This is a genomic window from Desertivirga arenae (genome assembly GCF_017355785.1).
In the GTDB taxonomy this organism is placed as follows: Bacteria; Bacteroidota; Bacteroidia; order Sphingobacteriales; family Sphingobacteriaceae; genus Desertivirga; species Desertivirga arenae.
Genome location: NZ_JAFEWE010000003.1, coordinates 512,695 through 534,380, shown reverse-complemented (window position 1 = coordinate 534,380; position 21,686 = coordinate 512,695). Strand labels below are relative to the sequence as shown.

General features: G+C 39.3%; 22 protein-coding genes. 14 read left to right on the top strand and 8 right to left on the bottom strand.

The features are described 5' to 3' along the window. Positions 1 to 23 precede the first annotated feature (23 nt). Positions 24 to 1,400, top strand: coding sequence for a dihydrolipoamide acetyltransferase family protein (locus tag J4N24_RS09340; protein WP_207533401.1), 1,377 nt, complete (start codon positions 24 to 26; stop codon positions 1,398 to 1,400). Between the two features lie 39 nt (positions 1,401 to 1,439). Here the strand turns inward: J4N24_RS09340 and J4N24_RS09335 are convergent, their stop codons facing one another. Further along, positions 1,440 to 1,850 carry a hypothetical protein gene (locus J4N24_RS09335; protein WP_242691573.1) on the bottom strand — a complete coding sequence of 137 codons (411 nt, stop codon included), beginning with the start codon at positions 1,848 to 1,850 and terminating at the stop codon, positions 1,440 to 1,442. A gap of 122 nt (positions 1,851 to 1,972) precedes the next feature. Between J4N24_RS09335 and J4N24_RS09330 the strand changes: the two genes are divergently transcribed. From J4N24_RS09330 to cydB, 3 genes are all read left to right on the top strand, one after another. After that, on the top strand, positions 1,973 to 4,477 hold the full coding sequence (locus J4N24_RS09330; RefSeq protein WP_207533400.1) for an AsmA-like C-terminal region-containing protein: 2,505 nt from the start codon (positions 1,973 to 1,975) through the stop codon (positions 4,475 to 4,477). 163 nt (positions 4,478 to 4,640) lie between these two features. Beyond that, complete coding sequence (locus J4N24_RS09325) at positions 4,641 to 6,026, top strand: cytochrome ubiquinol oxidase subunit I (protein ID WP_207533399.1); 1,386 nt, start codon at positions 4,641 to 4,643, stop codon at positions 6,024 to 6,026. Continuing rightward, the gene (gene cydB, locus J4N24_RS09320) at positions 6,026 to 7,060 is read left to right on the top strand and encodes a cytochrome d ubiquinol oxidase subunit II (protein WP_207533398.1); all 1,035 of its coding nucleotides are present in this window, start codon (positions 6,026 to 6,028) and stop codon (positions 7,058 to 7,060) included. Before J4N24_RS09325 ends, cydB begins: the two co-directional genes overlap by 1 nt. A 231-nt stretch (positions 7,061 to 7,291) precedes the next feature. Here cydB and J4N24_RS09315 read toward each other — a convergent pair whose 3' ends face one another. Together J4N24_RS09315 and J4N24_RS09310 are read right to left on the bottom strand one after the other, a co-directional pair. Beyond that, on the bottom strand, positions 7,292 to 8,353 hold the full coding sequence (locus tag J4N24_RS09315) for a hypothetical protein (RefSeq protein ID WP_207533397.1): 1,062 nt from the start codon (positions 8,351 to 8,353) through the stop codon (positions 7,292 to 7,294). A gap of 90 nt (positions 8,354 to 8,443) precedes the next feature. After that, a complete protein-coding gene (locus tag J4N24_RS09310; protein WP_207533396.1) occupies positions 8,444 to 8,704 on the bottom strand; it encodes a hypothetical protein in 261 nt (86 codons plus the stop codon). A gap of 85 nt (positions 8,705 to 8,789) precedes the next feature. Between J4N24_RS09310 and pruA the strand changes: the two genes are divergently transcribed. Further along, positions 8,790 to 10,433: an L-glutamate gamma-semialdehyde dehydrogenase gene (gene pruA, locus J4N24_RS09305; protein WP_207533395.1), complete on the top strand. Its 1,644-nt coding sequence runs from the start codon at positions 8,790 to 8,792 to the stop codon at positions 10,431 to 10,433. 52 nt (positions 10,434 to 10,485) lie between these two features. Here pruA and J4N24_RS09300 read toward each other — a convergent pair whose 3' ends face one another. Beyond that, positions 10,486 to 11,184, bottom strand: a complete 699-nt coding sequence (locus tag J4N24_RS09300) for an RNA recognition motif domain-containing protein (RefSeq protein WP_207533394.1) — start codon at positions 11,182 to 11,184, stop codon at positions 10,486 to 10,488. Between the two features lie 393 nt (positions 11,185 to 11,577). Then, positions 11,578 to 12,099 (bottom strand): acyl-CoA thioesterase, encoded by a 522-nt coding sequence (locus tag J4N24_RS09295; RefSeq protein ID WP_207533393.1) that lies wholly within the window; start codon positions 12,097 to 12,099, stop codon positions 11,578 to 11,580. 167 nt (positions 12,100 to 12,266) lie between these two features. Here J4N24_RS09295 and J4N24_RS09290 point away from each other — a divergent pair, with 167 nt between their 5' ends. Beyond that, the gene (locus J4N24_RS09290; protein ID WP_207533392.1) at positions 12,267 to 12,821 is read left to right on the top strand and encodes a hypothetical protein; all 555 of its coding nucleotides are present in this window, start codon (positions 12,267 to 12,269) and stop codon (positions 12,819 to 12,821) included. A 256-nt stretch (positions 12,822 to 13,077) separates the two neighbouring features. Next, positions 13,078 to 13,797 (top strand): RluA family pseudouridine synthase, encoded by a 720-nt coding sequence (locus J4N24_RS09285; protein ID WP_207533391.1) that lies wholly within the window; start codon positions 13,078 to 13,080, stop codon positions 13,795 to 13,797. Positions 13,798 to 13,805: 8 nt separating this feature from the next. Here J4N24_RS09285 and J4N24_RS09280 read toward each other — a convergent pair whose 3' ends face one another. Further along, complete coding sequence (locus J4N24_RS09280; RefSeq protein WP_207533390.1) at positions 13,806 to 14,966, bottom strand: M28 family metallopeptidase; 1,161 nt, start codon at positions 14,964 to 14,966, stop codon at positions 13,806 to 13,808. A gap of 162 nt (positions 14,967 to 15,128) precedes the next feature. On the opposite strand from J4N24_RS09280, the gene J4N24_RS09275 reads away from it, so the two are divergent. The 5 genes from J4N24_RS09275 (at position 15,129) to J4N24_RS09255 (ending at position 18,909) form a co-directional block, all read left to right on the top strand. Further along, positions 15,129 to 16,055 (top strand): L-lactate dehydrogenase, encoded by a 927-nt coding sequence (locus tag J4N24_RS09275; protein WP_207533389.1) that lies wholly within the window; start codon positions 15,129 to 15,131, stop codon positions 16,053 to 16,055. A gap of 259 nt (positions 16,056 to 16,314) precedes the next feature. Continuing rightward, positions 16,315 to 17,409, top strand: a complete 1,095-nt coding sequence (locus J4N24_RS09270; RefSeq protein WP_207533388.1) for an acyltransferase family protein — start codon at positions 16,315 to 16,317, stop codon at positions 17,407 to 17,409. Positions 17,410 to 17,496: 87 nt separating this feature from the next. Then, positions 17,497 to 17,673 carry a hypothetical protein gene (locus J4N24_RS09265; protein ID WP_207533387.1) on the top strand — a complete coding sequence of 59 codons (177 nt, stop codon included), beginning with the start codon at positions 17,497 to 17,499 and terminating at the stop codon, positions 17,671 to 17,673. 80 nt (positions 17,674 to 17,753) lie between these two features. Continuing rightward, complete coding sequence (locus tag J4N24_RS09260; RefSeq protein WP_207533386.1) at positions 17,754 to 18,548, top strand: HipA family kinase; 795 nt, start codon at positions 17,754 to 17,756, stop codon at positions 18,546 to 18,548. Then, positions 18,526 to 18,909 carry a DUF3037 domain-containing protein gene (locus tag J4N24_RS09255; protein WP_207533385.1) on the top strand — a complete coding sequence of 128 codons (384 nt, stop codon included), beginning with the start codon at positions 18,526 to 18,528 and terminating at the stop codon, positions 18,907 to 18,909. Before J4N24_RS09260 ends, J4N24_RS09255 begins: the two co-directional genes overlap by 23 nt. A gap of 2 nt (positions 18,910 to 18,911) precedes the next feature. Here the strand turns inward: J4N24_RS09255 and J4N24_RS09250 are convergent, their stop codons facing one another. After that, positions 18,912 to 20,279 carry an NAD-dependent succinate-semialdehyde dehydrogenase gene (locus J4N24_RS09250; RefSeq protein ID WP_207533384.1) on the bottom strand — a complete coding sequence of 456 codons (1,368 nt, stop codon included), beginning with the start codon at positions 20,277 to 20,279 and terminating at the stop codon, positions 18,912 to 18,914. 3 nt (positions 20,280 to 20,282) lie between these two features. After that, positions 20,283 to 20,663 carry an outer membrane protein assembly factor BamE domain-containing protein gene (gene bamE / locus J4N24_RS09245; protein WP_207533383.1) on the bottom strand — a complete coding sequence of 127 codons (381 nt, stop codon included), beginning with the start codon at positions 20,661 to 20,663 and terminating at the stop codon, positions 20,283 to 20,285. Positions 20,664 to 20,938: 275 nt separating this feature from the next. Between bamE and rplU the strand changes: the two genes are divergently transcribed. Continuing rightward, on the top strand, positions 20,939 to 21,250 hold the full coding sequence (rplU, locus tag J4N24_RS09240; protein WP_207533382.1) for a 50S ribosomal protein L21: 312 nt from the start codon (positions 20,939 to 20,941) through the stop codon (positions 21,248 to 21,250). 86 nt (positions 21,251 to 21,336) lie between these two features. Beyond that, on the top strand, positions 21,337 to 21,600 hold the full coding sequence (gene rpmA / locus J4N24_RS09235) for a 50S ribosomal protein L27 (protein ID WP_207533381.1): 264 nt from the start codon (positions 21,337 to 21,339) through the stop codon (positions 21,598 to 21,600). Positions 21,601 to 21,686: the final 86 nt, after the last annotated feature.

Below are 21,686 nucleotides of genomic sequence, written 5' to 3'. Positions count from 1 at the left end.
TGCACCCTACTTTATTCAATAATATGGCTCAATTCGAATTATTGCTTCCGAAAATGGGAGAGAGCGTAGCTGAAGCTACCATCGTTAAATGGCTTAAGCAGCCAGGAGACACCATAAAGGAAGACGAAGCTGTGGTTGAAATTGCGACAGATAAAGTCGATTCAGAAGTGCCGTCGCCGGTAGCCGGAGTTTTAGTTAGTCAGCTTTATCAGCATAATGATGTAGCTCAAATAAACTCTGTTATCGCGATCATCAGAACAGAAGGAGAGGATAAAGAAGAGAAAAAAGTTGAAGAAGTTTTCAATAATCCTCCTGTGATTAAGGACCTTCCTGGGGCCGATGTAATGATTCCTAATAATTCAGGAAGCTTTAAAACTTCAGAACAGAAATCCCCTGCTCCTAAACAAGGAATCCGTTTTTATTCCCCTCTGGTAAGAAGTATAGCTACGGAGGAAGGCCTTTCCCAACAAGAGTTAGATGGTATTGAAGGAACTGGTGCGGAGGGTAGAGTCACCAAGCAGGATGTGCTTGAATTTGTTAAATCAAAAAAATCTGGTCAATCTTCTTCTGCAAAAGCGGAAGTAAACCAAACAAACGCAATTACGGAAGGGCCCACCACTTTCCAGGAATACCAATATCCCATCGAAAGAAGCGTATCAAAAGAGCACCAGCCAATGATAACCATTGGACCAGGTGATGAAATCATAGAGATGGACCGTATGCGCCGATTGATTTCAGAGCACATGGTAATGAGTAAGGAAGTTTCTGTTCATGTTACTTCTTTTGTTGAAGCAGATGTCACCAACCTTGTTAAATGGCGGGATCGGATAAAATCATCTTTTGAGAAAAGGGAAGGCCAAAAGATCACCTTCACACCTGTTTTTATCCAGGCAGTAGCAAAGGCTATAAAGGATTTTCCGCTTATCAATGTCTCTGTAGACGGCACAAGGATCATAAAGAAGAGAGATATAAATATTGGGATGGCTGCTGCTCTTCCAAGTGGAAATCTTATTGTTCCGGTAATTAAGAACGCAGACCAGCTAAACCTGGTAGGTCTTACAAGAGCGGTTAATGACCTTGCACAGCGTGCTCGCAGCAATAAACTGCAGCCAGATGAAGTGAAGGACGGAACTTTTACTATTACCAATATAGGCCCCTTCGGCAATATCATGGGAACGCCCATGATTAATCAGCCCCAGGTTGCAATCCTTGCAGTAGGTAGTATACAGAAAAAACCTGCAGTATTAGAAACCGAGCATGGGGATGTGATAGCTATAAGACATAAAATGTACTTATCGATGTCATACGACCACCGGGTGGTAGATGGAGCTCTTGGAGGAAGATTCCTTAAACGAGTTGCGGATTACCTTGAAACCTGGGATGTTAACGAAGAAATTTAGATCATTATAAATATCAAAGGGAGAGCTTTCTCCCTTTTTTCATTCTAACTCTTCTGCCTTTTTTTCCTCTATTTTCGCCACAATGCGGTTTTTCTTTAAATCGATCCTGATCATAGCATAAAGGCTCATATAGATATTCGCTATCCAAACCAGTGAAAAGCCTCCTATAATGTAACCCCTCCAATCGTCGAATAGAAGCTGATAGTTAGTCATTATAAGAAATAGTGCTGTAACGTAGTGTGAGAAGCAATACTCGCAGGTAAACAGATAGAAGAATTTCCTTTTCAAAAGATGCCTGCTTTTCTGGGATTTCTCAACGCAGAATTCACGAGGCTCCCTGAAAACTTCCTCATGGGTTACAGTCCAGGCTACGCAGGCAATTGGTATTGCCAGTAGAAATAATCTGATAATTGAATCTGAGTCGTCCATCTCATCTAGTACAAAAGACATGGGCAATTGTTTAGTCAGGATAGTGTTGCAAAAAACATTTCTTGGGATATCGAACATCTTGAGGATTAACCTGTTTGAAAGCAAATCATTCTTTATAAAATGTTAATTCTATCGCTCTCTGTATGAACCGATTCGTTAAAGTAAGCCTTATCATCCTTGGGGTTTTTACAGTTTTGATCTTAATCATGTGGCTTGGGGTGGCAGCTTACGTTACGATAAACAAGAAGGAGATCTTAGAGAAGGTGACCGAGGAAATAAATCAGGATATCCGTGGGCAACTAACCATAGAAAGTATGGAACCTTCTTTAATTCAGGGCTTTCCTGGAGTGGCAGTATCTCTGAAGAATGTTTTGCTCAGGGATAGCCTATACAAAGACCACAAGCACGACCTGTTACGGGCCCGCCAGATCTACGTAGCAATAAATTCATTTTCCTTACTCAAGGGAAAGCCAACATTTCAATGGATGAAAGTTGAAGATGCGGCCATTTACCTATATACGGACAGCCTTGGCTATAAGAATACTGAAATTTTTAAATCCTCTGGGAAAGGTGGGAGTGGGAAGCCTGGAAACAAATTCAATAGAATTGAGCTTAGGAACGTGAGGTTTGTTTATGATAACAGGTTAAAAGATAAGCTTTTTGATTTTTCTATCAAAGATTTTAAGGGTAGGGTAAAGTACTATCCTAAAAACTGGAAGGCAAAGGTGAAGATAAACACTCTGGTGAGTTCTCTTACTTTCAAAAGCCGTAAGGGGAGTTTTATAAAGAACCAACAATTACAGGCAAATTTGGATTTAAATTACGATCATGAGAGCCATATATTAAGTATTCCCTCTCAAAGAATCAAAATAGGAGGAGCTCCACTCAACTTGGGAGGAGAATTTTCTTTTGCCCCCAATAGCTCAGCTTTTTCCCTTAATATAAAAGCTTCATCAATTACATATCCTAAAGTTCTTACACTGCTCACCCCTCAAATTTCGAAAGTCTTAAAACGTTATGAGATCGCGGAAGCTTTCTCAACTTCAGCTTCCATTCGTGGAAAACTGAAGGGCGCCGATACTCCTCTTGTAAATGTTAACTGGGCCGTCAAAAATAGCCGCATAGCTCTTACTGGAGAACTTATTGACAAATGTACCTTCACTGGCGCTTATTCTAACGAAGTAGTGAGAGGAAAGCCAAGGACAGATCCCAACTCTATGATAATCCTGCGCAATTTCAAGGGAAATTGGAGAGGTATCCCATTCAGCTCAGATTCATTAAAAGTTTTCAATTTAAAGTTTCCTGTTCTTCAAGGGCGCTTCGTTTCCAACTTCCCGCTTAAACAATTAAATGAAGCATCCGGCTCAGAGACCTTTCTTGCAAATAGAGGTACTGCTAGTATAAATTTGTTTTATAAAGCCCCACTAAATTCAAACAGTATTATAGAGCCGTTTATTTCCGGCACAATTGATATTCGTAAGGGAGAGTTGAATTACGTACCAAGAGATCTGCTTTTTAAAAACGTGAATGGCCAGTTGAAGTTTCAGGGACAGGACCTATATCTGAGGAACTTTGTTGTGCAGACGGCTTTTAGTAGGCTTAACATGCAGGGAACGGTTAAGAATTTTGTCAACTTTTATTACACCGATCCTAAGAAGATCCTACTTGACTGGAATATTTCCAGCCCTCAGATAAATTTAAAGGAGTTCCTGGCTTTCCTTGCAGCCAGGAAACAGATTAAAGGAAAATACCGCAAAAATAAAATTGGCAGATTATTCCGGCAATTGAACAACGTTCTTGATGAAGCAAGTGTGCATCTTGAGTTGAAATCAGATAAACTGCTTTATAAGAGATTTGCGGCAACCAATACACATGCTAACTTGAACCTAAACCAAAACGGAATAATTATTAGAGATGTGAGTTTAGAGCATGCCGGTGGAAAACTGAATATTAGCGGGAGTATTGATCAGAAAGCGGTTCGTATAAATCCAATAGCAGTAGTGTCCAGGCTCCAGAATGTGGATATTCAACACCTGTTCTATGCTTTTGAAAATTTTGGGCAGCAGAGCATTACAAGTAAAAATATAAAGGGGAAGTTTTCGGCTCTGGTAAATGTAAAGGGCTTGATGAATCAATCTGGGACTATCGTACCACGGTCTTTTAAAGGTAAAATAGATTTTAAGCTAAGAAACGGAGCCTTAATCGGATTTGCACCAATGGCAAAAGTTGGTAGAATTGCTTTCCCCAACCGGGATTTTTCTAATATCACCATCGGTAATCTTTCTAACACACTTATTGTTAAAGGTGATAAAATTGTAATTCCACAAATGACCGTGATGACTAGTGTTTTAAACATGATTGTGGAGGGAACTTATGGAATTCAAAGTGGCACAAACATCGGTTTACAGATCCCTTTGAGGAACCCCGAAAGGGACAAAGATCTTCCCGATAGCTTAAAACAGAAGCGTATTAAAAGAGGGATCGTGCTTAATCTGACTGCTTCGGATGATGAGAACGGGAACCTGAAGGTAAAGCTCGGTAAGAAAGACGATGATGAAAAAGAGGATGAGAAAGAAAAAGATAAGACTAAATCAGCCCGTGAAAGCCGCCGGGAGAAGAAAGCAGCACAGGATAGTTTAAAGAGATGAGTATTAATACGTAGTATAAAATTTCCATTAAGAAGGATATAAATATCAAAATAGAACCATTTTAAATTAAGAATACGACAAAATCCTAATTGTAACAACCTTGATAATTATTTAAAGCAGCGTACTTTTACATCAATTGTTGGATCACCAGAATCAAGACAAAATGGATGTAGAAATTCTTTCAAGAATACAATTCGCATTTACCATCTCCTTTCATTATATCTATCCACCTTTAAGTATTGGACTCGGTCTGGTAATGGTCGCGATGGAAGGCCTTTATCTGAAGACCGGAAACAAGCTTTACGAGAACATGACTAAGTTCTACACTAAGATCTTTGCTCTGATTTTTGGAATAGGGGTAGCCACGGGTATTGTAATGGAGTTCGAGTTCGGAACCAATTGGGCAACTTACTCAAAATATGTTGGAGACGTATTCGGTTCAGCTCTTGCTGCTGAAGGTATTTTTGCTTTTGCCCTAGAATCGGGCTTCCTGGGCGTATTACTTTTTGGCTGGAATAAAGTGAGTCCCCGTGTTCACTTCTTCTCTACGGTAATGGTAACCCTTGGCTCTATGTTTTCGGCAATATGGATTGTGGTAGCCAACTCCTGGCAGCAAACCCCAACAGGGTATAAAATAGAAGGCGAAGGTTTAGCTGCCCGAGCAGTGATCACCGACTTTTGGGAAATGGTTTTCAATCCATCCTCCATACAACGGGTATCGCATGTTTGGATCGGTTCTTTTATAGCAGGAGCTTTCCTGGTCTTAAGTATAAGTGCTTATTACATCCTACGGAAAAAACATCTTCCTTTCGCAAGGTCCTCTTTTAAAATAGCTCTTTGTGTTGCTACTGTTTCCTCTCTCTTGCAGTTAGTTGCGGGGCATGCTTCTGCAGATGTAGTAGCCGAACATCAACCTGCAAAACTTGCTGCCTTGGAGGGACACTTCGAAAAGGACAAGGCTGCTGATATGTACCTCTTGGGTTACATAGATACAAAGAACAAAAAGACGGTAGGATTAAATATTCCAGGCGGCTTAAGCTTTTTAACTCATGGTGATTTTAAAGCTCCTGTAAAAGGTCTTAATAACTTCCGTCAGCAAGATCAGCCCCAGGCCCTGAACGTCGTTTTTCAAACCTACCATCTCATGATAAGCATTGGAATGTTTATGATCGCCCTAACTCTTTTCGCTTGTTGGCATTGGTACAAAGACTCTCTTTTTGAGAAGAAATGGTTGATGCATGTTTTTATGTGGTCAGTATTCCTTCCTCAGCTTGCTAATCAGGCTGGTTGGTTCGCCGCCGAGACAGGCCGGCAGCCATGGGTTGTATATGGTCTTTTACGGACTTCAGACGCTTTATCTCAGGCGGTAAAAGCTGAGCAAGTTGTCTTTTCTCTGATCTTGTTCTCAGTGGTTTATACGCTTCTTTTTGCATTGTTTATTTATCTGCTGAATAAAAAGATAAAGCACGGGCCGAGTCATCCGGAGGAAGACATTGACCACAGTCCGCAATTAAAAAGTATGGCAAACGAATTAGGTTACACAAAATAATGGCTACAATTTTTGGACTTGATTATCAAACCCTTTGGTTCCTCGTAATTGGAGGTGTATTTACAGGCTATGCTATTTTAGATGGATTCGATCTCGGAGCAGGAGCCTTGCATTTATTTTTTAATAAGGAAACCAGCAGAAGAATAGCCTTGAATGCTATTGGTCCTGTTTGGGATGGCAACGAGGTCTGGCTGGTAATAGGAGGAGGGGCTTTATTTGCAGGATTTCCCGGTGTGTACGCTGCTGTTTTTTCTGCATTTTATGTGCCTTTCATGCTCTTTCTAACTGTTCTTATTTTTAGAGCGATCTCTATCGAATTTAGAAGCAAGGAAGCAATGCCCTGGTGGCGTAAAATGTGGGATGTTTGTTATTGCTTGTCTAGTGCCACGATTGCCTTCTTGCTAGGAGTTGTGTTGGGAAATCTATTGTTAGGGATACCAATCGATGATAAGGGGAACTTTACAGGCACCCTTGCCTATTTTCTTAATCCTTACTCAGTAATGGTAGGTATTACCACACTCGCTTTGTTTATGATGCATGGAGCCATCTATCTTGTTATGAAAACAGAAGACCGGTTATATGCAAAGCTTACAGTGATGGTTAGGAATACTACAATCTTTTTTTCGATATCAATATTGCTGTTAAGCTTCTACACCCTATTGTATATCCCTCACCTTTCAAACGCCATCAGGAATAATAGCTGGATGTTCTTCATTCCGGTAGCAATGGTCTTTGCTATTGCCAATATTACAAGGATGGTTGCAAAAAGACAATATCGTTTTGCATTTGTATCCTCCAGCATTACAGTAAGTTTATTATTGATCATTGTAGCTGTAGAGCTGTACCCGAACATGGTTATTTCCACCGCCAGTCCAGCGTATAACCTAACCGTATATAATTCTGCCTCTTCAGAAAAATCTCTCGGAATCATGTTGTTAGTGGCTGCAATTGGGGTTCCACTAGTGATTGCCTATACTACATTTGTATTCTGGACTTTCAAAGGGAAGGTAAAGTTAGACGAGATGAGTTATTAAGAAGGATAGGAAAAAAAGAGAAAAGGTACCGGTTAATTCCGATACCTTTTAAAGTCAACTTGTTTGCCTGCGGCACCTGTGTATTTAACTTTACAAGAGCTGGCACCTGCTACTATAGCAAGAACCAGGAGAGCGTAAATCAATTTCATAGTCGAAGTTGATTCAAAAATAATAAAACGATACTTAATTAAGTGTAGTTTTATATTTTTAATAAAATTGTGAACATAAAGACTAAAAGTATAAAGTAAATTTCCCGGATAAATATATATTCAACTGCTCTTCCACCAATTCTCCCATGGAATTACATCTCCTGAAAATATCCTGTTTATGAAAATCTGCAAGATCAGATCCAAGCTGTTTCACTTTTCCCACAGGTGAAATTTCGTCCTGTTTCATTGCTTTTAATATATCTGCTAACCGATAGTGCACTAGTTTAGCCCGGTTCTTGATCAAGCTTCGTTCTTCTTCCTGGTACTGTCTCATGGTTTTTTTGTCCATATGCTCGATACCCAGACTGACCAGAGGGTTATTTTCTTTGAAGAAATGAGGCAAATAGAACTGCCTTCTTCCTTCATAGGATTGCTGGTCAAAGTCGATCGCTCTAATTCTATATTGATTTCCTTCTATGTCGGGAGTGATGTGTACGACATAGTTGTAAGAACGCATGTCTCCCAATAATCTGATAAAGCATCTTTCGTTGAACTTTACAAACTCTTTACAGATCCTGATTTGATTGAACTTGGAAGTGTTTATCCTTTGACGGATAAATAAGTCGCCAGGCAGACCAGAAATGTGTTCTTCAATAAGTGTATGATTATCCGTTAAGTAGGTCAGACGATTAGGGGAAAGGATATGTTCAAGTTCTAATCCATAAACCCTTGACGCATCTGCAACCTTCACGTAGAAATAGTCATAGTTATCGTTAAACTTATTAATCACTCTAATTCTGAAGGGCTTTGAATTTCCAAACGTACAGTAGTCGATCTGTGCAATCTGCAAATGGTCCATTACTTCCATATCCCCCGCCGCATTCATTAATGCATAGATATAGGTAAGGTTTGGAAAAAGCTCATTCATCTCGCTCTGATCATAATAAACCGTTTGCCACAAGGTGTCGTTCCCATTCTTATCGAGTAGGGGAACACTCATCTGAAAACGCAGCAGATCAGAATATTGTACCGGCAGTTTAACTTCACGGTTATATTTAAGAAGGTATTCCCTTAAGATATCCCTAACAGCGTAGAAAAATTTCTTTTTAGAGGGAATATCAAGTCTAGATTCGTAGTCAGACATACTTTTTATTTTCTTCTACAAAGGACGAACCTCGCTCGCCGGTTATAAATGATATACGTTATTTATTAAAATGATTCACGAGTACACCAGCTATTCCTTGTCTTGCTCATTTTCTTCATCCTCCTCTTCTTCCTTATATTCAAGAATTTCCTTTCCCAGCATTTGAGCTTCTTCATTTTCTTCAAATATTGGGTTGTCGGTATCTGGATCTATGGTTATCCAATGGCTCTCGGTATCTTTTTGAATTTTAAGATATTCCTGACCTTCAAGAAAGATCGTATAGATGTCGTCTTCTTCAGGAAAGACAGCATATGTAAAGCCTTGTAATTCGATGTCAAATGGTTCTTTCATTTTATTGTGGTATTAATATATATAGATTGTTATATAATTTATTGAACGGGTTAAAGTTTGCAAAATTAGTTTAGTAAATTGAGGTATGACAAAAGCATTTTTCAAAGTACCCTCCCCTAAAAACGAACCGGTTTTAAATTACGCTCCCGGAAGTGTTGAAAGGGTAAAAATAAAGGAAGCTCTGGAAAGGGCTTACCAAATGAATGTTGATCTCCCGATGTATATAGGAGCAGAGGAGGTTCGGACTGGAGATCGGATTGCGATTACTCCACCACATAATCATGCTCAAATTCTCGGATATTATCATAGAGGAGGAACTGGTGATGTAGAGGAAGCGATTATCTCGGCCCTCGAGGCGAAGGAAGAATGGGAAAACCTGCCATGGGAGCAACGGGCAGCTGTTTTTTTAAAGGCAGCTGATCTTATAGCCGGACCATACAGGTATGAAATTAATGCCGCTACCATGCTTGGCCAATCGAAGAACGTGTACCAGGCTGAAATCGATTCTGCATGTGAACTGGTTGATTTCCTTCGATTTAATGTGCAATATATGGCTGATATTTACACTCAGCAACCGCCCGTTTCACCTGAGGGGTCGTGGAACCGGGTGGAGCAAAGGCCGTTGGAAGGATTTGTTTTTGCACTAACTCCCTTTAACTTTACTGCTATTGCCGGTAATCTTCCTTCTTGTGTAGCATTGATGGGAAACGTTGTGGTTTGGAAGCCTGCCGATACTCAAATATATTCTGCTGCAGTAATAATGAAGGTTTTCAAAGAAGCAGGCCTACCTCCGGGCGTGATTAACTTAATATATGTTGACGGTCCAGAGGCTGGTGAGGTTATCTTCAAACATCGTGATTTTGCTGGTATTCATTTCACAGGGTCAACCGCAGTATTCCAGAAAATATGGAAGACTATTGGTGAAAACATCCATTTATATAAGAGCTATCCACGAATAGTGGGAGAGACAGGAGGAAAAGATTTTATACTGGTACACTCGTCAGCTAATGCTAAAGCCTCCGCAACAGCTTTAGTTCGGGGTGCTTTTGAATACCAGGGACAAAAATGCTCTGCCGCATCAAGGGCATATATCTCCGAATCCTTATGGCCGGAAATAAAAGAATTTTTGTTAGAAGACTTACAAAGTATTACAGTTGGACCAGTAGAAGATTTTAAAAATTTTGTAAATGCTGTAATTGACGAAAAGTCATTTGATAAAATCGTCAGCTATATTGAAAAAGCGAAAGCTGACCCTGATGTGGAAGTCTTGTTTGGTGGAGAATACGACAAGAGTCAGGGATATTTTATTCAGCCAACAATAGTTCTCGTCCATCGGCCTGATTATGTAACGATGTGCGAGGAGATATTTGGTCCTGTATTAAGTATTTATCTATACCCAGATGAAGAATATACTTCTATTTTAAAAGTAATTGATTCAACGTCTCCCTACGCACTAACTGGGGCTGTGCTGGCTACAGATCGATATGCTATTCAGACTGCCACTTATGCACTACGCAACGCCGCGGGAAATTTCTATATAAATGATAAATGTACGGGTGCAGTAGTTGGACAGCAACCTTTTGGTGGAGCAAGAGGTTCAGGAACTAACGATAAGGCAGGAGCAATGCTCAACCTATTGCGATGGGTATCACCACGAACAATCAAAGAAACGTTCAATCCGCCCAAAGATTTCAGGTATCCTTTCCTTGGTTCAGAGAACGAACATTAAATCTATAAAAAAAGGGAGCACTCTTCAACAGTGTTCCCTTCTTTATATGTATTTATCCGTTACGATTTATCCGCGGTCTTTTTGGTTTTCCTGGACCAGATCCAGATCCTGAATCATTGTTATTACGATTTGATCTGTAATCATTGTTGTTATTATAGCCTGAACCCTGACTGTTATAGCCTCCGTTGTCACGGTTGCCATATCCACTATTTTGATTGCCATAACCACTGTTCTGGTTACCATAACCATTATTTTGATTACCGTATCCATTACCATTATTACGGTTGCCATAGCCGCCGCCGCTACCATTTCCGTTACCTTGGTTTCCATAACTTCTGTTCTGGTTACCGTAGCCTCCACCGCCATTATTCGACCGGTTTGAACCGTAGTTTGATTTTCCGTAACCATTACCTGGTTTGCCCTTATTGTAACCCTGGGTTTTAGGCTTCCACTGCACTTTCTGGGCTCTTTCTCTTTGAGGCTGAACTTCCGGTTTAGGTTTAGGCTCTTCAACAACAGCATGCTTAACGCTGATCACATCTTCATCGATGGAACCCTCGTGAAGGTTTTGTATAGCAAGGTCAGCTGTCTCTTTACTGTCCATGTCAACGAAACCAAATCTTCTGCTTATTCCTGTTCGTTTGTCTCTGACAATTTTAACGGCTTCAACTAGCCCAAATGCCTGAAATATTTCTTTTAATTCTTCTTCTTCTAGATCGCGGGGGAAACCTCCTACAAAAACTCTTGACATAATTTAATAACAATGGTGGTAGATTATGTAAATATAAAGTTGCTACCTACTTTTTTACGATAAACCCTGGATTTGAGATACAAGGCTTGAGATATAAATGCAAAGATCTTAAAAAAGACTTACTAGCCTTAATTTTTTTTCAAAATTATTCTAAAAACTGGATTTAAGTATTGACTAATGTGTTTTAGCAAGACGCTTAGATATTTATTAAACTCTAAACAAATATATTCAAATTTTATTGCTGCAACATTAATATTTTACAAAAAAATATTCAGCTTTCAAATCACCTTTTTTGCACCATAACGCAGTTATTCAGATGCATTCTTTAATAGAAGATGAAATAATACAAAAGGTTTCAGTCAGAAAAATAATTTATAGAAACCGGTTTCATTATTATTCTTCCGGGAAAAATAGAGCCTTTAGTTCGGTTGCATCGTCTGGTTTCATTTTTCCGGCAAGCATAAGCCTTAATTGCCGTCTTCTTAAAGCACCATCATAAAGCTGCATTTCTTCTTCAGTTTCTGGCACAACTTCCGGAATACGAAGTACTTTACCGCTGGTATCCTGCGATACGAAGGTATAGAACGCTTCGTTGCTTTTTGTTTTTACACCTGAAATGTTCTCTGTCCAAACAACAAGTCTTACCTCAAGTGAACTGTGGAAGGCGCGTGTAACCTTAGCTTTTATAGTAACAACATCTCCTAATTTAATTGGCTGTTTGAAAGATACATTGTCGACAGAAACAGTGGCAGCAATACTGTTGCAATGTTTCTGTGCCGAAATTGAGGCAGCTATATCCATCCACTGCAATAAACGCCCCCCCATTAAATTATTTAGTGCATTGGTATCGTTAGGCATAACCAATTCATTCATTATGGTTAACGATTCCTCAGCAGTCTTTGAAATTATACTCATTTGAAACAAAGGTAGGTTAATTGTGAATCCTTACAATAAATCTCCCCACAAATTTAAGACTTGTGTGATAATTGCCAAGGAAATTAAGTAAAAGAATAAGAAGAGTTCTTGAATATTAAAAAACTAAAACATCGGTCAAATGGTATTTTGTAGTAAGTTTTACTGTTATGAATGAAGCAATAATTAATTCAGGTGAGGCTGCAGAAGCTACCTGGAAAAAAATAGAACTTGATCTGCTAAAGGAAGACGTATTAGATTATGAAGCTGTAATTCCTACAAAGGGAAGAGAAGTAATTTTGGATATAGACGTTGATTTGGGAGGAGGTTTTGAAGGAGGTTATGCAAGTACTTCGTTCAGCACAATGCTTCCCCATAGTACAGAATTTCGGTTTGCAGTGCATAGAGAAGACTTTATTGATGAAATAGGAAAGTTTTTCGGAATGCAGGATGTGAAGATAGGTGATGAGGTTTTCGACAAACGAATGTTGGTGCGGACAAATGATGAAAAGACTGTAAGGTCAGTGTTTAGTGATGAAGATGTGCGAAAGACACTTTTATCAATTCATAACTTCTCTCTAGGTATTCATACTCATCACGTATCCGGAGTAAAAGAGCCATTTTTAGAGTTATTTATAGAGGACGAGGCTATAACCGATATTGGAACTTTAAAAAATCTGTTCTCGGTATTTGAACTAATATTGAATAGAGTGGAAGGGATATAAATCTAAATCCGGCATTTGAAAATAACAAAGCCTTTGCATCAAAGATGCAAAGGCCCTACGAGGCAAAATATCTTTTTCTTTAGGTTCAATTGAAACAGATCATCTGCTTACTTGCAAAGGTAAGTATTTCTTTTTATAAATTATGTTATAGTCATCCTTTTAAGCTTCCGGTTGGATTTCTTACCTAAAGGGTAGGTGAACCAGCAATTATTAATACCCGCTGCCCGTTACCGGGTAAAATCATTACTTTTGCCCCGTGAAAGTTCCGGCATTAAAAGACATTACGATTTTTGAAAACGATGATTTAGTTGTCGTAAATAAACCCCCATTTATTAGTTCTCTTCATGAACGGGAAGGGGGAGATATCAATATGCTAAACATTGTGAGAAAGTCGGTTCCTGATGCCCAAATTTGCCATAGGTTAGATAAGGAAACTTCAGGATGTTTGATCATAGCAAAGAATCCTGAAACCTACCGTTTCATTTCCATGCAGTTTGAGCATAGACAGATAAAGAAAGTGTATCACGCTGTTGTTGATGGAACCCACGTTTTTAATGATCTGGAAATAGACCTGCCTATTCTCAATCTTGGAAACAAGAACGTTTCCATCAATAAACTTGAAGGGAAGCAAGCTCAAACCATATTCAATTCCATCAAATACTTCAAGCATTACACTCTTATTGAATGCCAGCCTATCACGGGAAGAATGCACCAGATTCGGATCCATCTCGCTACTCAACGAGCTTCAATATCAGGAGACGACATGTATGGAGGTAAGCCTGTCTTTTTATCTCATCTGAAACGTGGATATCATTTGGGGAAAGATCAGGAAGAGTTGCCAATAATGAAGCGTTTTGCTCTACATGCCAAGGAGCTAACCTTTAAGATAAATGAGACTGAGGTTGTAAAAATTGAAGCACCTTATCCAAAGGATTTTGCTACTCTGGTTAAGTTACTTGAAAAACACGATGCCTAAGTTTCGGTTTACTGCCTATTAGAGGCCATTATCTTCTTATTAAAGCTGACGATCAGCTTGAAAAGGTCCTCAAACTCGGTCAATGGTAGTGTTTCAGCTTTATCATATACATCATGATAAGCCTTTATTCCTCCATTAGTGTATATGAAAAATGAAGGTATCCCAATCTCGCTGAACCAGTAATGGTCGCTATTAGCAGCTTTTCCCCTTGGTGTTATTTTGCTGAGATACTTTGTTTCATCGTTAACCTTATTAAGTAAGGCGAACTCGTTTTTGAACACGGATGCATTAACTACTGTGATCCCTTCTTCGCCTGTTCCTGTTAAATCAAGATTTATAAGGAAGCGGATTTTTTTCAAATCAATCATAGGATTTTTGGAAAAATACGCTGATCCTAAAAGTCCCGCTTCTTCTCCCGAGAAGCAGATAAAACCAATGGAATAGTCCGGACTGTTTTTTGAATAGTATTTTGCCAGGTTAAGTAAAAGGCTAATACCACTTCCGTTGTCATTGGCACCGGGAAAATAAACCTCCTGCCCCATGCCGCCTAAATGATCGTAGTGTGCGGTTATAAGAATGAGCGAATCAGGCTTTTTACTGCCCTTAATAATACCACAGATGTTGCTTGCCGGAAAGCTCTCGATAAATTTATTCTCAATGCTGACGCTATAAGATTCGGGTTTGTCTTCTAATAGCTTATGGTCGATAAAAATTGAAGTGTTTGTTGCTTGTTCGCCAGCTACCGACCAGGTTAACTTTTTTAGGAAGGAGATTTGGAGGCGGTTTTGAGGATCCATATAATGAATGCTATCCCTCATAAGAAGCTTTCCTGATGCTTTTAATCCTGCACTTTCAGGACTAACTATAAAATCAATTCCGGCTCTTAATTTTTTACCATTCAATTCCAGCATCATATCTCCGGGAAAGGTATTTACTGGAAATGAATACTTTTGAAGGAAGCCAGAGGATGACATGGGTGCAACGTCCCATTTTTTAAACTCTTTTACAATAAATTCACGAGACTTGTCCAATCCGTCCTTTATATATCCCCGCCCGAAATATCTTTCAGAAGTTAGTTCTTCAATAATTCTTTGTGCATAGGCCTTGTCTTGTGCTATTAGTGACAGACTGGATATCAGGAGAAGAAGAGTGCTGGATAGTGCCTTCATAACGAAGCTAAATATAATCGTATTTCTTAACAGGAAAACTAAGATCTCAAAACAACCGTCACAGAACATGAAAGCAAAGTGAAAGATATTTTTTCACGTAAAACAAAATCCGGTTAAAAATATGTTTCTTGTAAACCTTAAATTTTAACTTAGAAAAACAGTATGAGTACATCATCAAAAAAAACAAGGATTGTTGTAATAGGAGTTGGCGCAGTTGGCTCAACTACTGCCTATACATTATTACTACGCCATAGGATGGATGAGCTGGTTTTGCTAGACGCAAACATGGATAAGGCCAGAGGAGATGCTCAGGATATGAACCACGGTTTGCCTTTTGTTGGAAAGGTAAAAGTATGGGCCGGAACCTACGAAGATTGTAGGGAGGCTGACATTGTAATTATTACTGCAGGAGCCGCTCAAAAGCCTGGAGAGTCAAGGACCGATCTTTTAAAGCGAAATGTTGCGATATACGAGAGTATAACTACTGAGGTTCTTAAATATAACGAACATGGTATTTTACTGATTGCTTCTAACCCTGTTGACGTAATGAGTTATTTTACCTTGAAAAAGTCAAACTGGCCTGTAAACCGGGTAATAGGTTCAGGTACTTTACTTGATAGTGCTCGTTTCAGATATTTAATAGGCGAGAAATTAAATGTAGATGCAAGAAGTGTACACGCTCATATCGTTGGGGAGCATGGCGATTCTGAACTTCCATTATGGAGCCTGTCAAATATTGCGGGTAGCCAACTTTCTCTATCAGAAGAGGATAAATCAGAAATTTTTGAGGATACCAAAAATGCTGCTTATCAAATTATAAATTCAAAAGGTGCTACATACTATGCTATTGCTCTTGCACTTGATCGGATCTGCGTGGCAATACTGAGGAATGAGGGAGCGGTATTAAACGTTTCTACATTATTGCAGGATTATCACGGAATTTCGGATGTGTTTTTAGGTGTTCCTTGTATTGTTGACAGAACCGGAGTTCGCGAAGTGCTTCATGTTACCCTAAATGAGCAAGAAAAACAACAACTTACTGCATCAGCAGATAAACTGAAAGAAATAATTAAGTCGGTAGAATTATAAGGATTAAAATTCACAAACCTATTTAAATGAAAAAAGCTTGTGGCAGATCCAGCTAGAATACTGCATTACAGGCTTTTTTCAAAATTTTCAAAATCTTTAGCCAGTCGAAACCTTTTGTAATCATTGGAGGTAAAAGGGAAATTGGTGCTTTGGTCGCATATTTGCTTTTAATGGGATAGAAATGTGAGAATAGGGGACAAGCTAAATACTAATGAGCTTGGCATTTCTAAATTATTTTTAAAAGCTCTCTTACTAAAATATGCAGCGTTTATCCGGATTGGATTATCTTAGGGGGATCAGTGCGCTAGGGATTATGTTGTTCCACTTCAAATTATGGAACTATGGAATTGAACCATCAGAAAGTGTCTTTACAAGAATTGGCATGTACGGTGTTTCAATTTTCTATGTGCTTAGCGGTTTAACGTTATATCATGTTTATAATGAGAAGCTTAATAGTAGTTTAGAGTCTATTCTAAGTTTCTATGGAAAGCGCATTTTAAGGATCTTTCCTTTAATGTGGCTTTCTTCAATCCTTACCATTCTTATAGAAAAACGCTTTCCTGATACCTCACTTTTGTTCTCGAACCTCAGTGGTTTATTTGCCTTTTACAACTGGGCAAATACAATTACTTATGGTGCCTGGTCTGTAGGTAACGAGCTTTCTTTTTACCTTGCATTTCCATTCTTAATCCTCTTTTTGAAGCGTTGGAATAAGTTGTATTACGCCTTACTTGTTCTTTCTTTTCTAATTATGGTGTACTTTGCATTCAACGTAATTAGCCCAAGTGTGGAATTTATTCAACAGTGGGACCTGTACACAAACCCTTTAAATCAGTTCTTCCTTTTTATTTCTGGGGTCGGTTTAGGCGCATTACTTAAAAAGATGGATATCCTAAGTATTCAGGCAAAAGTAGTACTGGTAATTTCATTGCTTGTTTTTAGCTTATACCCCACATCCGGAGACAGGGTTCAGCTTGTTGTAGGTGTCAATAGATTAGTCTTCGCTATCGCCTCTGTAGGGATTTGTGCCGGTATTTATAAAAGTAATTTCAGGCTTCCTTCGCTTGTTAACAGGTTCCTGGTCATGCTCGGGCACGCCAGTTATTCAATTTATTTGCTACATCCTTTAGTGTATCGCGTAATTAGTAAAGTATGTTCTATTATTAATAATAAATTCTTCGAAGTTCCTGTTCCGGCAGTGATCTTTATTGCGTCTGCCGCTACGGTTAGTTTTAGTTATTTTGTATATCTGAATTTCGAGACCTTCTTTACCGGACTCGGAAAAAAGTTTCCCGAGAAGGGACGAGTAAAGGTAGCTGGTAAGGTCGCTGTTGCCGACTATGCCGACAAATAATCCAGATCTTCTGATTTAAGACCACCTATCTGTCGAACTATTTGTTTTTTTCGCCGTTGTAATGCTATACACTTAATCGTTCAACCTATGAATAAGTTATTCAGAGCATTAATTGCCGGTTACGGCGCAAAAAAACTAGGAGGAGGTTGTTTTTCTACAATCCTTATATTCGTTCTTCTTTATTGGCTGTTAGGACAGTGCAATGGTCCATCTTATGGTCAGACTCGCACTCGTCAGCACTATTACCTTTTTCAGCATAAATAGTCTTTCAATTCCTAATTACATTTATTTTAGCCACAGTTTTCGGAATCACTAGTTTGATTCCGAAAGCTGTCACGCAAAATATGTCTAATACACATTTAACATTAAGAACAGTAAATGTCACCCGCTATATCACACCTTTACGAGAGGGGGGATCTTTACCAGCAATAGCAGAGGCCGACGATGACTTTTTATATGTCCTGAAATTTCGCGGGGCGGGGCAGGGACCGAGAGCCTTGATCGCAGAGCTGATCGGAGGAGAGATTGCACGGGTATTAGGTTTTAGAATACCTGAATTAGTCTTTGCTAATCTTGATGAGGCTTTCGGCCGTACCGAACCCGATGAGGAAATTCAGGATCTGTTGAAGTTTAGTGAGGGTCTTAACTTAGCTTTACATTATCTCTCAGGGGCAATCACTTTCGACGCAACCGTAACCCAGGTTGATCCAATTCTCGCTTCAAAAATAGTGTGGCTGGACTGCCTGTTAATGAATGTGGATCGCACCGCGAGAAATACAAATATGCTGATGTGGCATAAGGAGTTATGGCTCATTGATCATGGAGCTTCCTTATACTTCCACCACTCCTGGGATAATTGGCGAGAAGCAGCCAAACGTCCTTTTGCCTTTGTGAAAGATCATGTCCTGCTTTCAAAGGCAGCTGAGATCGAAAAGATCGACAAAGAATTTGTGCCAGCTTTAAGCGAACACATAATTCGCGGTATTGTCGCACTGATTCCTGACGAATGGCTGGAAGGCGACTTTTTTGCAACCAAGGAAGAGCATCGGGAAGCTTACATAGAATTTTTACTGATACGAATTGCTAACTCTTTAAACTTTGTAACGGAAGTACAAAATGCAAGACAAAAGTTTATTTGAGTACGCTGTAGTTCGTGTTGTACCGAGAGTTGAACGCGAAGAATTCATCAATGTAGGTGTGGTGATCTATTGTAAGAAGGAGAAGTATCTTCAGGTAAAGTTTTACCTGAATGAGGATCGTTTGAAACACTTGTATCCTGGACTGGATTTGGAAGTTGTGAAGCAAAACCTCTCTTCGTTCGAGAGAATTTGTCAGGGCAGCGGCCACGGGGGATCTATTGCTAAACTGGATGCACCCTCACGTTTCCGCTGGCTTACTGCTACACGCAGTACCGTTATCCAAACATCAAAAGTGCACCCAGGCTTATGTTGCAATGCCGCTGATACCCTTGAAAAATTATTCCAGGAACAAGTTCTCTAGCCTTATTTAATATACACAGTTTTGATATTAACAAATTCCTTTATACCATAACTGCTTAATTCGCGGCCATACCCAGATTGATTTACCCCGCCAAAAGGCAACCGGGGATCGGACTTTACATTGTCATTTACAAAGCTATTACCAGCATTTAAATAATTGGCAGCGATATCCTCGGCCCTTTCAATGTCTCTGCTAAATACAGCGGAGCCGAGTCCGAATACACTATCGTTAGCTATATTTATTGCTTCTTGCTCGTCTTCGGCTATAATTACAGCCGCGACAGGACCGAAAAGTTCTTCTTCATAAGCAGGCATTCCTTTCTTTACTCCTGTTAAGATAGTAGGAGGGTAGAAGGCGTTACTGCCTTCAGGTATAATGCCTCCCAAAATACATTGCGCTCCTTTTGCAATGCTCTTCTCAACCTGTTGATGAAGCTCATCCCGGAGGTCTACACGTGCTTGCGGGCCAACATCTACATTGGGGTCTAACGGATCTCCCATTACTTTGCTTGACATCTTTTCTTTAAATAGCCGGGTGAACTCTTCAGCTACTTCCTTCACAACGATAAAACGTTTGGCTGCAATACAGCTTTGGCCGCTGTTAATTAATCTGCTTTCAGTGCAAACTTTAGCCGCAAGTTCAAGATCTGCATCTTTCAATATAATGTAAGGATCACTTCCTCCAAGTTCAAGTACTGTTTTCTTAAGAAGTGACCCTGCTTTTGTGGCAACTTTTATACCTGCTCCTGTACTTCCTGTTAATGTAACTGCTTTTACTAAGGGATTTTCAATTACCTGATCAACAGCATCACTTCCAATCATTAATGTTTGGAAAAGATTTTCAGGAAATCCAGACTCTCTAACAATTTCCTCTATTGCAAGAGCGCAACCACCCACGTTAGATGAATGTTTAAGGACCCCTGCATTACCAGCCATCAGGGCAGGAGCAACAAAGCGGAACACTTGCCAGAAAGGAAAATTCCAGGGCATAATGGCTAGCACAATACCAATCGGTTTAAAGATTGCGTAACTCTTTCGAGCTTCTGTTTCGATAATTTCAGGTCGCAGGATTTTTTCAGCATTTTCAGCATAGTATTCACAACAACCGGCACATTTCTCAATTTCACCTTCACCCGCTTTTTGTGGTTTCCCCATTTCCAATGCCATCAAACGGCCCAATTCTGTTTTTTTCGATCTCAGAACTGCTGCCATATTCTTCATCAAACTGGCTCTTTCAGAAAAAGAAGTTTCCTTCCATGTTAACCAGGCTTGCTGAGTCTCCCTGATCTTGGAATCTACCTGTTCCCCAGTATCAGGAGTATATGATTTTATAAGTTCTCCGTTTGCCGGATTGATGGATTCTATTGCCATTTATTATTTCGATTTCGTGCTGTCTTTCTTCAGTTTATCTTCAACTTTGTCAGCAGCATTTTCAATTTTGTCGCCAATATTACCGAAACCTTTTTTTACTTTTTCGTTTGTTTTGCCCACCCAGGACGCCATGGAATCCAATCGGGCCTGAGGAGAAGTCATGATAGCATAAACGGTGTCAGCTCTAAAAACTACAGCCCGGCTTGAATCTGTAAAGTTCCAGACTTCGGTTTTATTAATTACATCTTTCTTTTCAGGTTCTCCAACAATGGCCTTTACTTGAGCTTTCGTCATGCCAATCTCTACGCTTGCAAGATCCTTCGCTGGTCTTGAGCAGGCAAAGATGGCAGATATTGAGATGAGTGTTATAAGTTGGGTTTTCATAAGAATTAAATATTTCAGGCTTAACACTTCTAAAAAAGCTTTTGTTTAGTCTGTGCCTCGACTTAGGTCCTGGATTTAAAAGGCATTGGAATTCGAACTTGCTGAAATATTCTTGGCATCAGTAGCAATCTTCGTCTTCCTTAGGAAGATGAAGATCAGACCTGTGTTTTTAAACTCCATGGGTTGTCAGAATAATGCACTGCTTAATAATTGAAAAATAGTTTCCATTAATAAGTTTAATATCTATCTTTGCGGCTCATAAAAATTTTCTAACAATGTACGCAATAGTAAATATAGCCGGACAACAGTTCAAGGTTGCAAAAGACCAACAAATCTTTGTACACAGGCTACAAGGAGAAGAAGGCGCTAGTATTGAATTTGACAATGTATTGTTAGCTGCAGACGGAAGTGATATCAAAGTAGGAGTTCCTGCTCTTCAAGGTGCTAAAGTTTCAGCTAAAATCGTGTCTCATTTAAAAGGTGACAAAGTATTAGTTTTCAAGAAAAAACGTCGTAAGGGATACAAAAAGAAAAACGGTCACCGTCAATTCTTTACTAAAATCCAAATTACAGATATTACTCTATAATTTTTCGATATCGGGGACGTTAGTCCTTACAATAATTAATTGTTGAACCTTATTGGATTAAGATCCAGTTAAAAATATAAAAGAAAATGGCACACAAAAAAGGAGCCGGTAGTTCCAAGAACGGTCGCGAGTCGCATAGCAAACGCTTAGGTATTAAAATTTTCGGTGGTCAGGATGCAATCGCAGGAAATATCATCGTTCGTCAACGTGGTACCAGACACCATGCTGATAAAAACGTAGGTATCGGTAGAGACCACACTTTATTTGCTTTAGTTGATGGAAAAGTAGTTTTCAAAAAGAAAGCAGATAATAAGTCTTACGTTTCTGTACTTCCAGTAGTAGCTGAATAAGAAATAAGAATAAGATATAGAAAAGCCCCACTTTTAGTGGGGCTTTTTTTATGGACTTAACTATACCTGATTCGTACTGACTCTAT

Bases quoted from the DNA above. Each gene is read 5' to 3' on its own strand.
- J4N24_RS09300 (WP_207533394.1), bottom strand. From the start codon at position 11,184: ATGTCAAGAGTTTTTGTAGGAGGTTTCCCCCGCGATCTAGAAGAAGAA.
- J4N24_RS09335 (WP_242691573.1), bottom strand. From the start codon at position 1,850: ATGTCTTTTGTACTAGATGAGATGGACGACTCAGATTCAATTATCAGA.
- rplU (WP_207533382.1), top strand. From the start codon at position 20,939: ATGTACGCAATAGTAAATATAGCCGGACAACAGTTCAAGGTTGCAAAA.
- J4N24_RS09295 (WP_207533393.1), bottom strand. From the start codon at position 12,099: ATGAGTATAATTTCAAAGACTGCTGAGGAATCGTTAACCATAATGAAT.
- J4N24_RS09315 (WP_207533397.1), bottom strand. From the start codon at position 8,353: ATGTCTGACTACGAATCTAGACTTGATATTCCCTCTAAAAAGAAATTT.
- J4N24_RS09280 (WP_207533390.1), bottom strand. From the start codon at position 14,966: ATGAAGGCACTATCCAGCACTCTTCTTCTCCTGATATCCAGTCTGTCA.
- pruA (WP_207533395.1), top strand. From the start codon at position 8,790: ATGACAAAAGCATTTTTCAAAGTACCCTCCCCTAAAAACGAACCGGTT.
- J4N24_RS09255 (WP_207533385.1), top strand. From the start codon at position 18,526: ATGCAAGACAAAAGTTTATTTGAGTACGCTGTAGTTCGTGTTGTACCG.
- J4N24_RS09265 (WP_207533387.1), top strand. From the start codon at position 17,497: ATGAATAAGTTATTCAGAGCATTAATTGCCGGTTACGGCGCAAAAAAA.
- J4N24_RS09275 (WP_207533389.1), top strand. From the start codon at position 15,129: ATGAGTACATCATCAAAAAAAACAAGGATTGTTGTAATAGGAGTTGGC.
- J4N24_RS09330 (WP_207533400.1), top strand. From the start codon at position 1,973: ATGAACCGATTCGTTAAAGTAAGCCTTATCATCCTTGGGGTTTTTACA.
- J4N24_RS09290 (WP_207533392.1), top strand. From the start codon at position 12,267: ATGAATGAAGCAATAATTAATTCAGGTGAGGCTGCAGAAGCTACCTGG.
- J4N24_RS09250 (WP_207533384.1), bottom strand. From the start codon at position 20,279: ATGGCAATAGAATCCATCAATCCGGCAAACGGAGAACTTATAAAATCA.
- bamE (WP_207533383.1), bottom strand. From the start codon at position 20,663: ATGAAAACCCAACTTATAACACTCATCTCAATATCTGCCATCTTTGCC.
- J4N24_RS09310 (WP_207533396.1), bottom strand. From the start codon at position 8,704: ATGAAAGAACCATTTGACATCGAATTACAAGGCTTTACATATGCTGTC.
- J4N24_RS09270 (WP_207533388.1), top strand. From the start codon at position 16,315: ATGCAGCGTTTATCCGGATTGGATTATCTTAGGGGGATCAGTGCGCTA.
- J4N24_RS09260 (WP_207533386.1), top strand. From the start codon at position 17,754: ATGTCTAATACACATTTAACATTAAGAACAGTAAATGTCACCCGCTAT.
- J4N24_RS09325 (WP_207533399.1), top strand. From the start codon at position 4,641: ATGGATGTAGAAATTCTTTCAAGAATACAATTCGCATTTACCATCTCC.
- cydB (WP_207533398.1), top strand. From the start codon at position 6,026: ATGGCTACAATTTTTGGACTTGATTATCAAACCCTTTGGTTCCTCGTA.
- rpmA (WP_207533381.1), top strand. From the start codon at position 21,337: ATGGCACACAAAAAAGGAGCCGGTAGTTCCAAGAACGGTCGCGAGTCG.
- J4N24_RS09340 (WP_207533401.1), top strand. From the start codon at position 24: ATGGCTCAATTCGAATTATTGCTTCCGAAAATGGGAGAGAGCGTAGCT.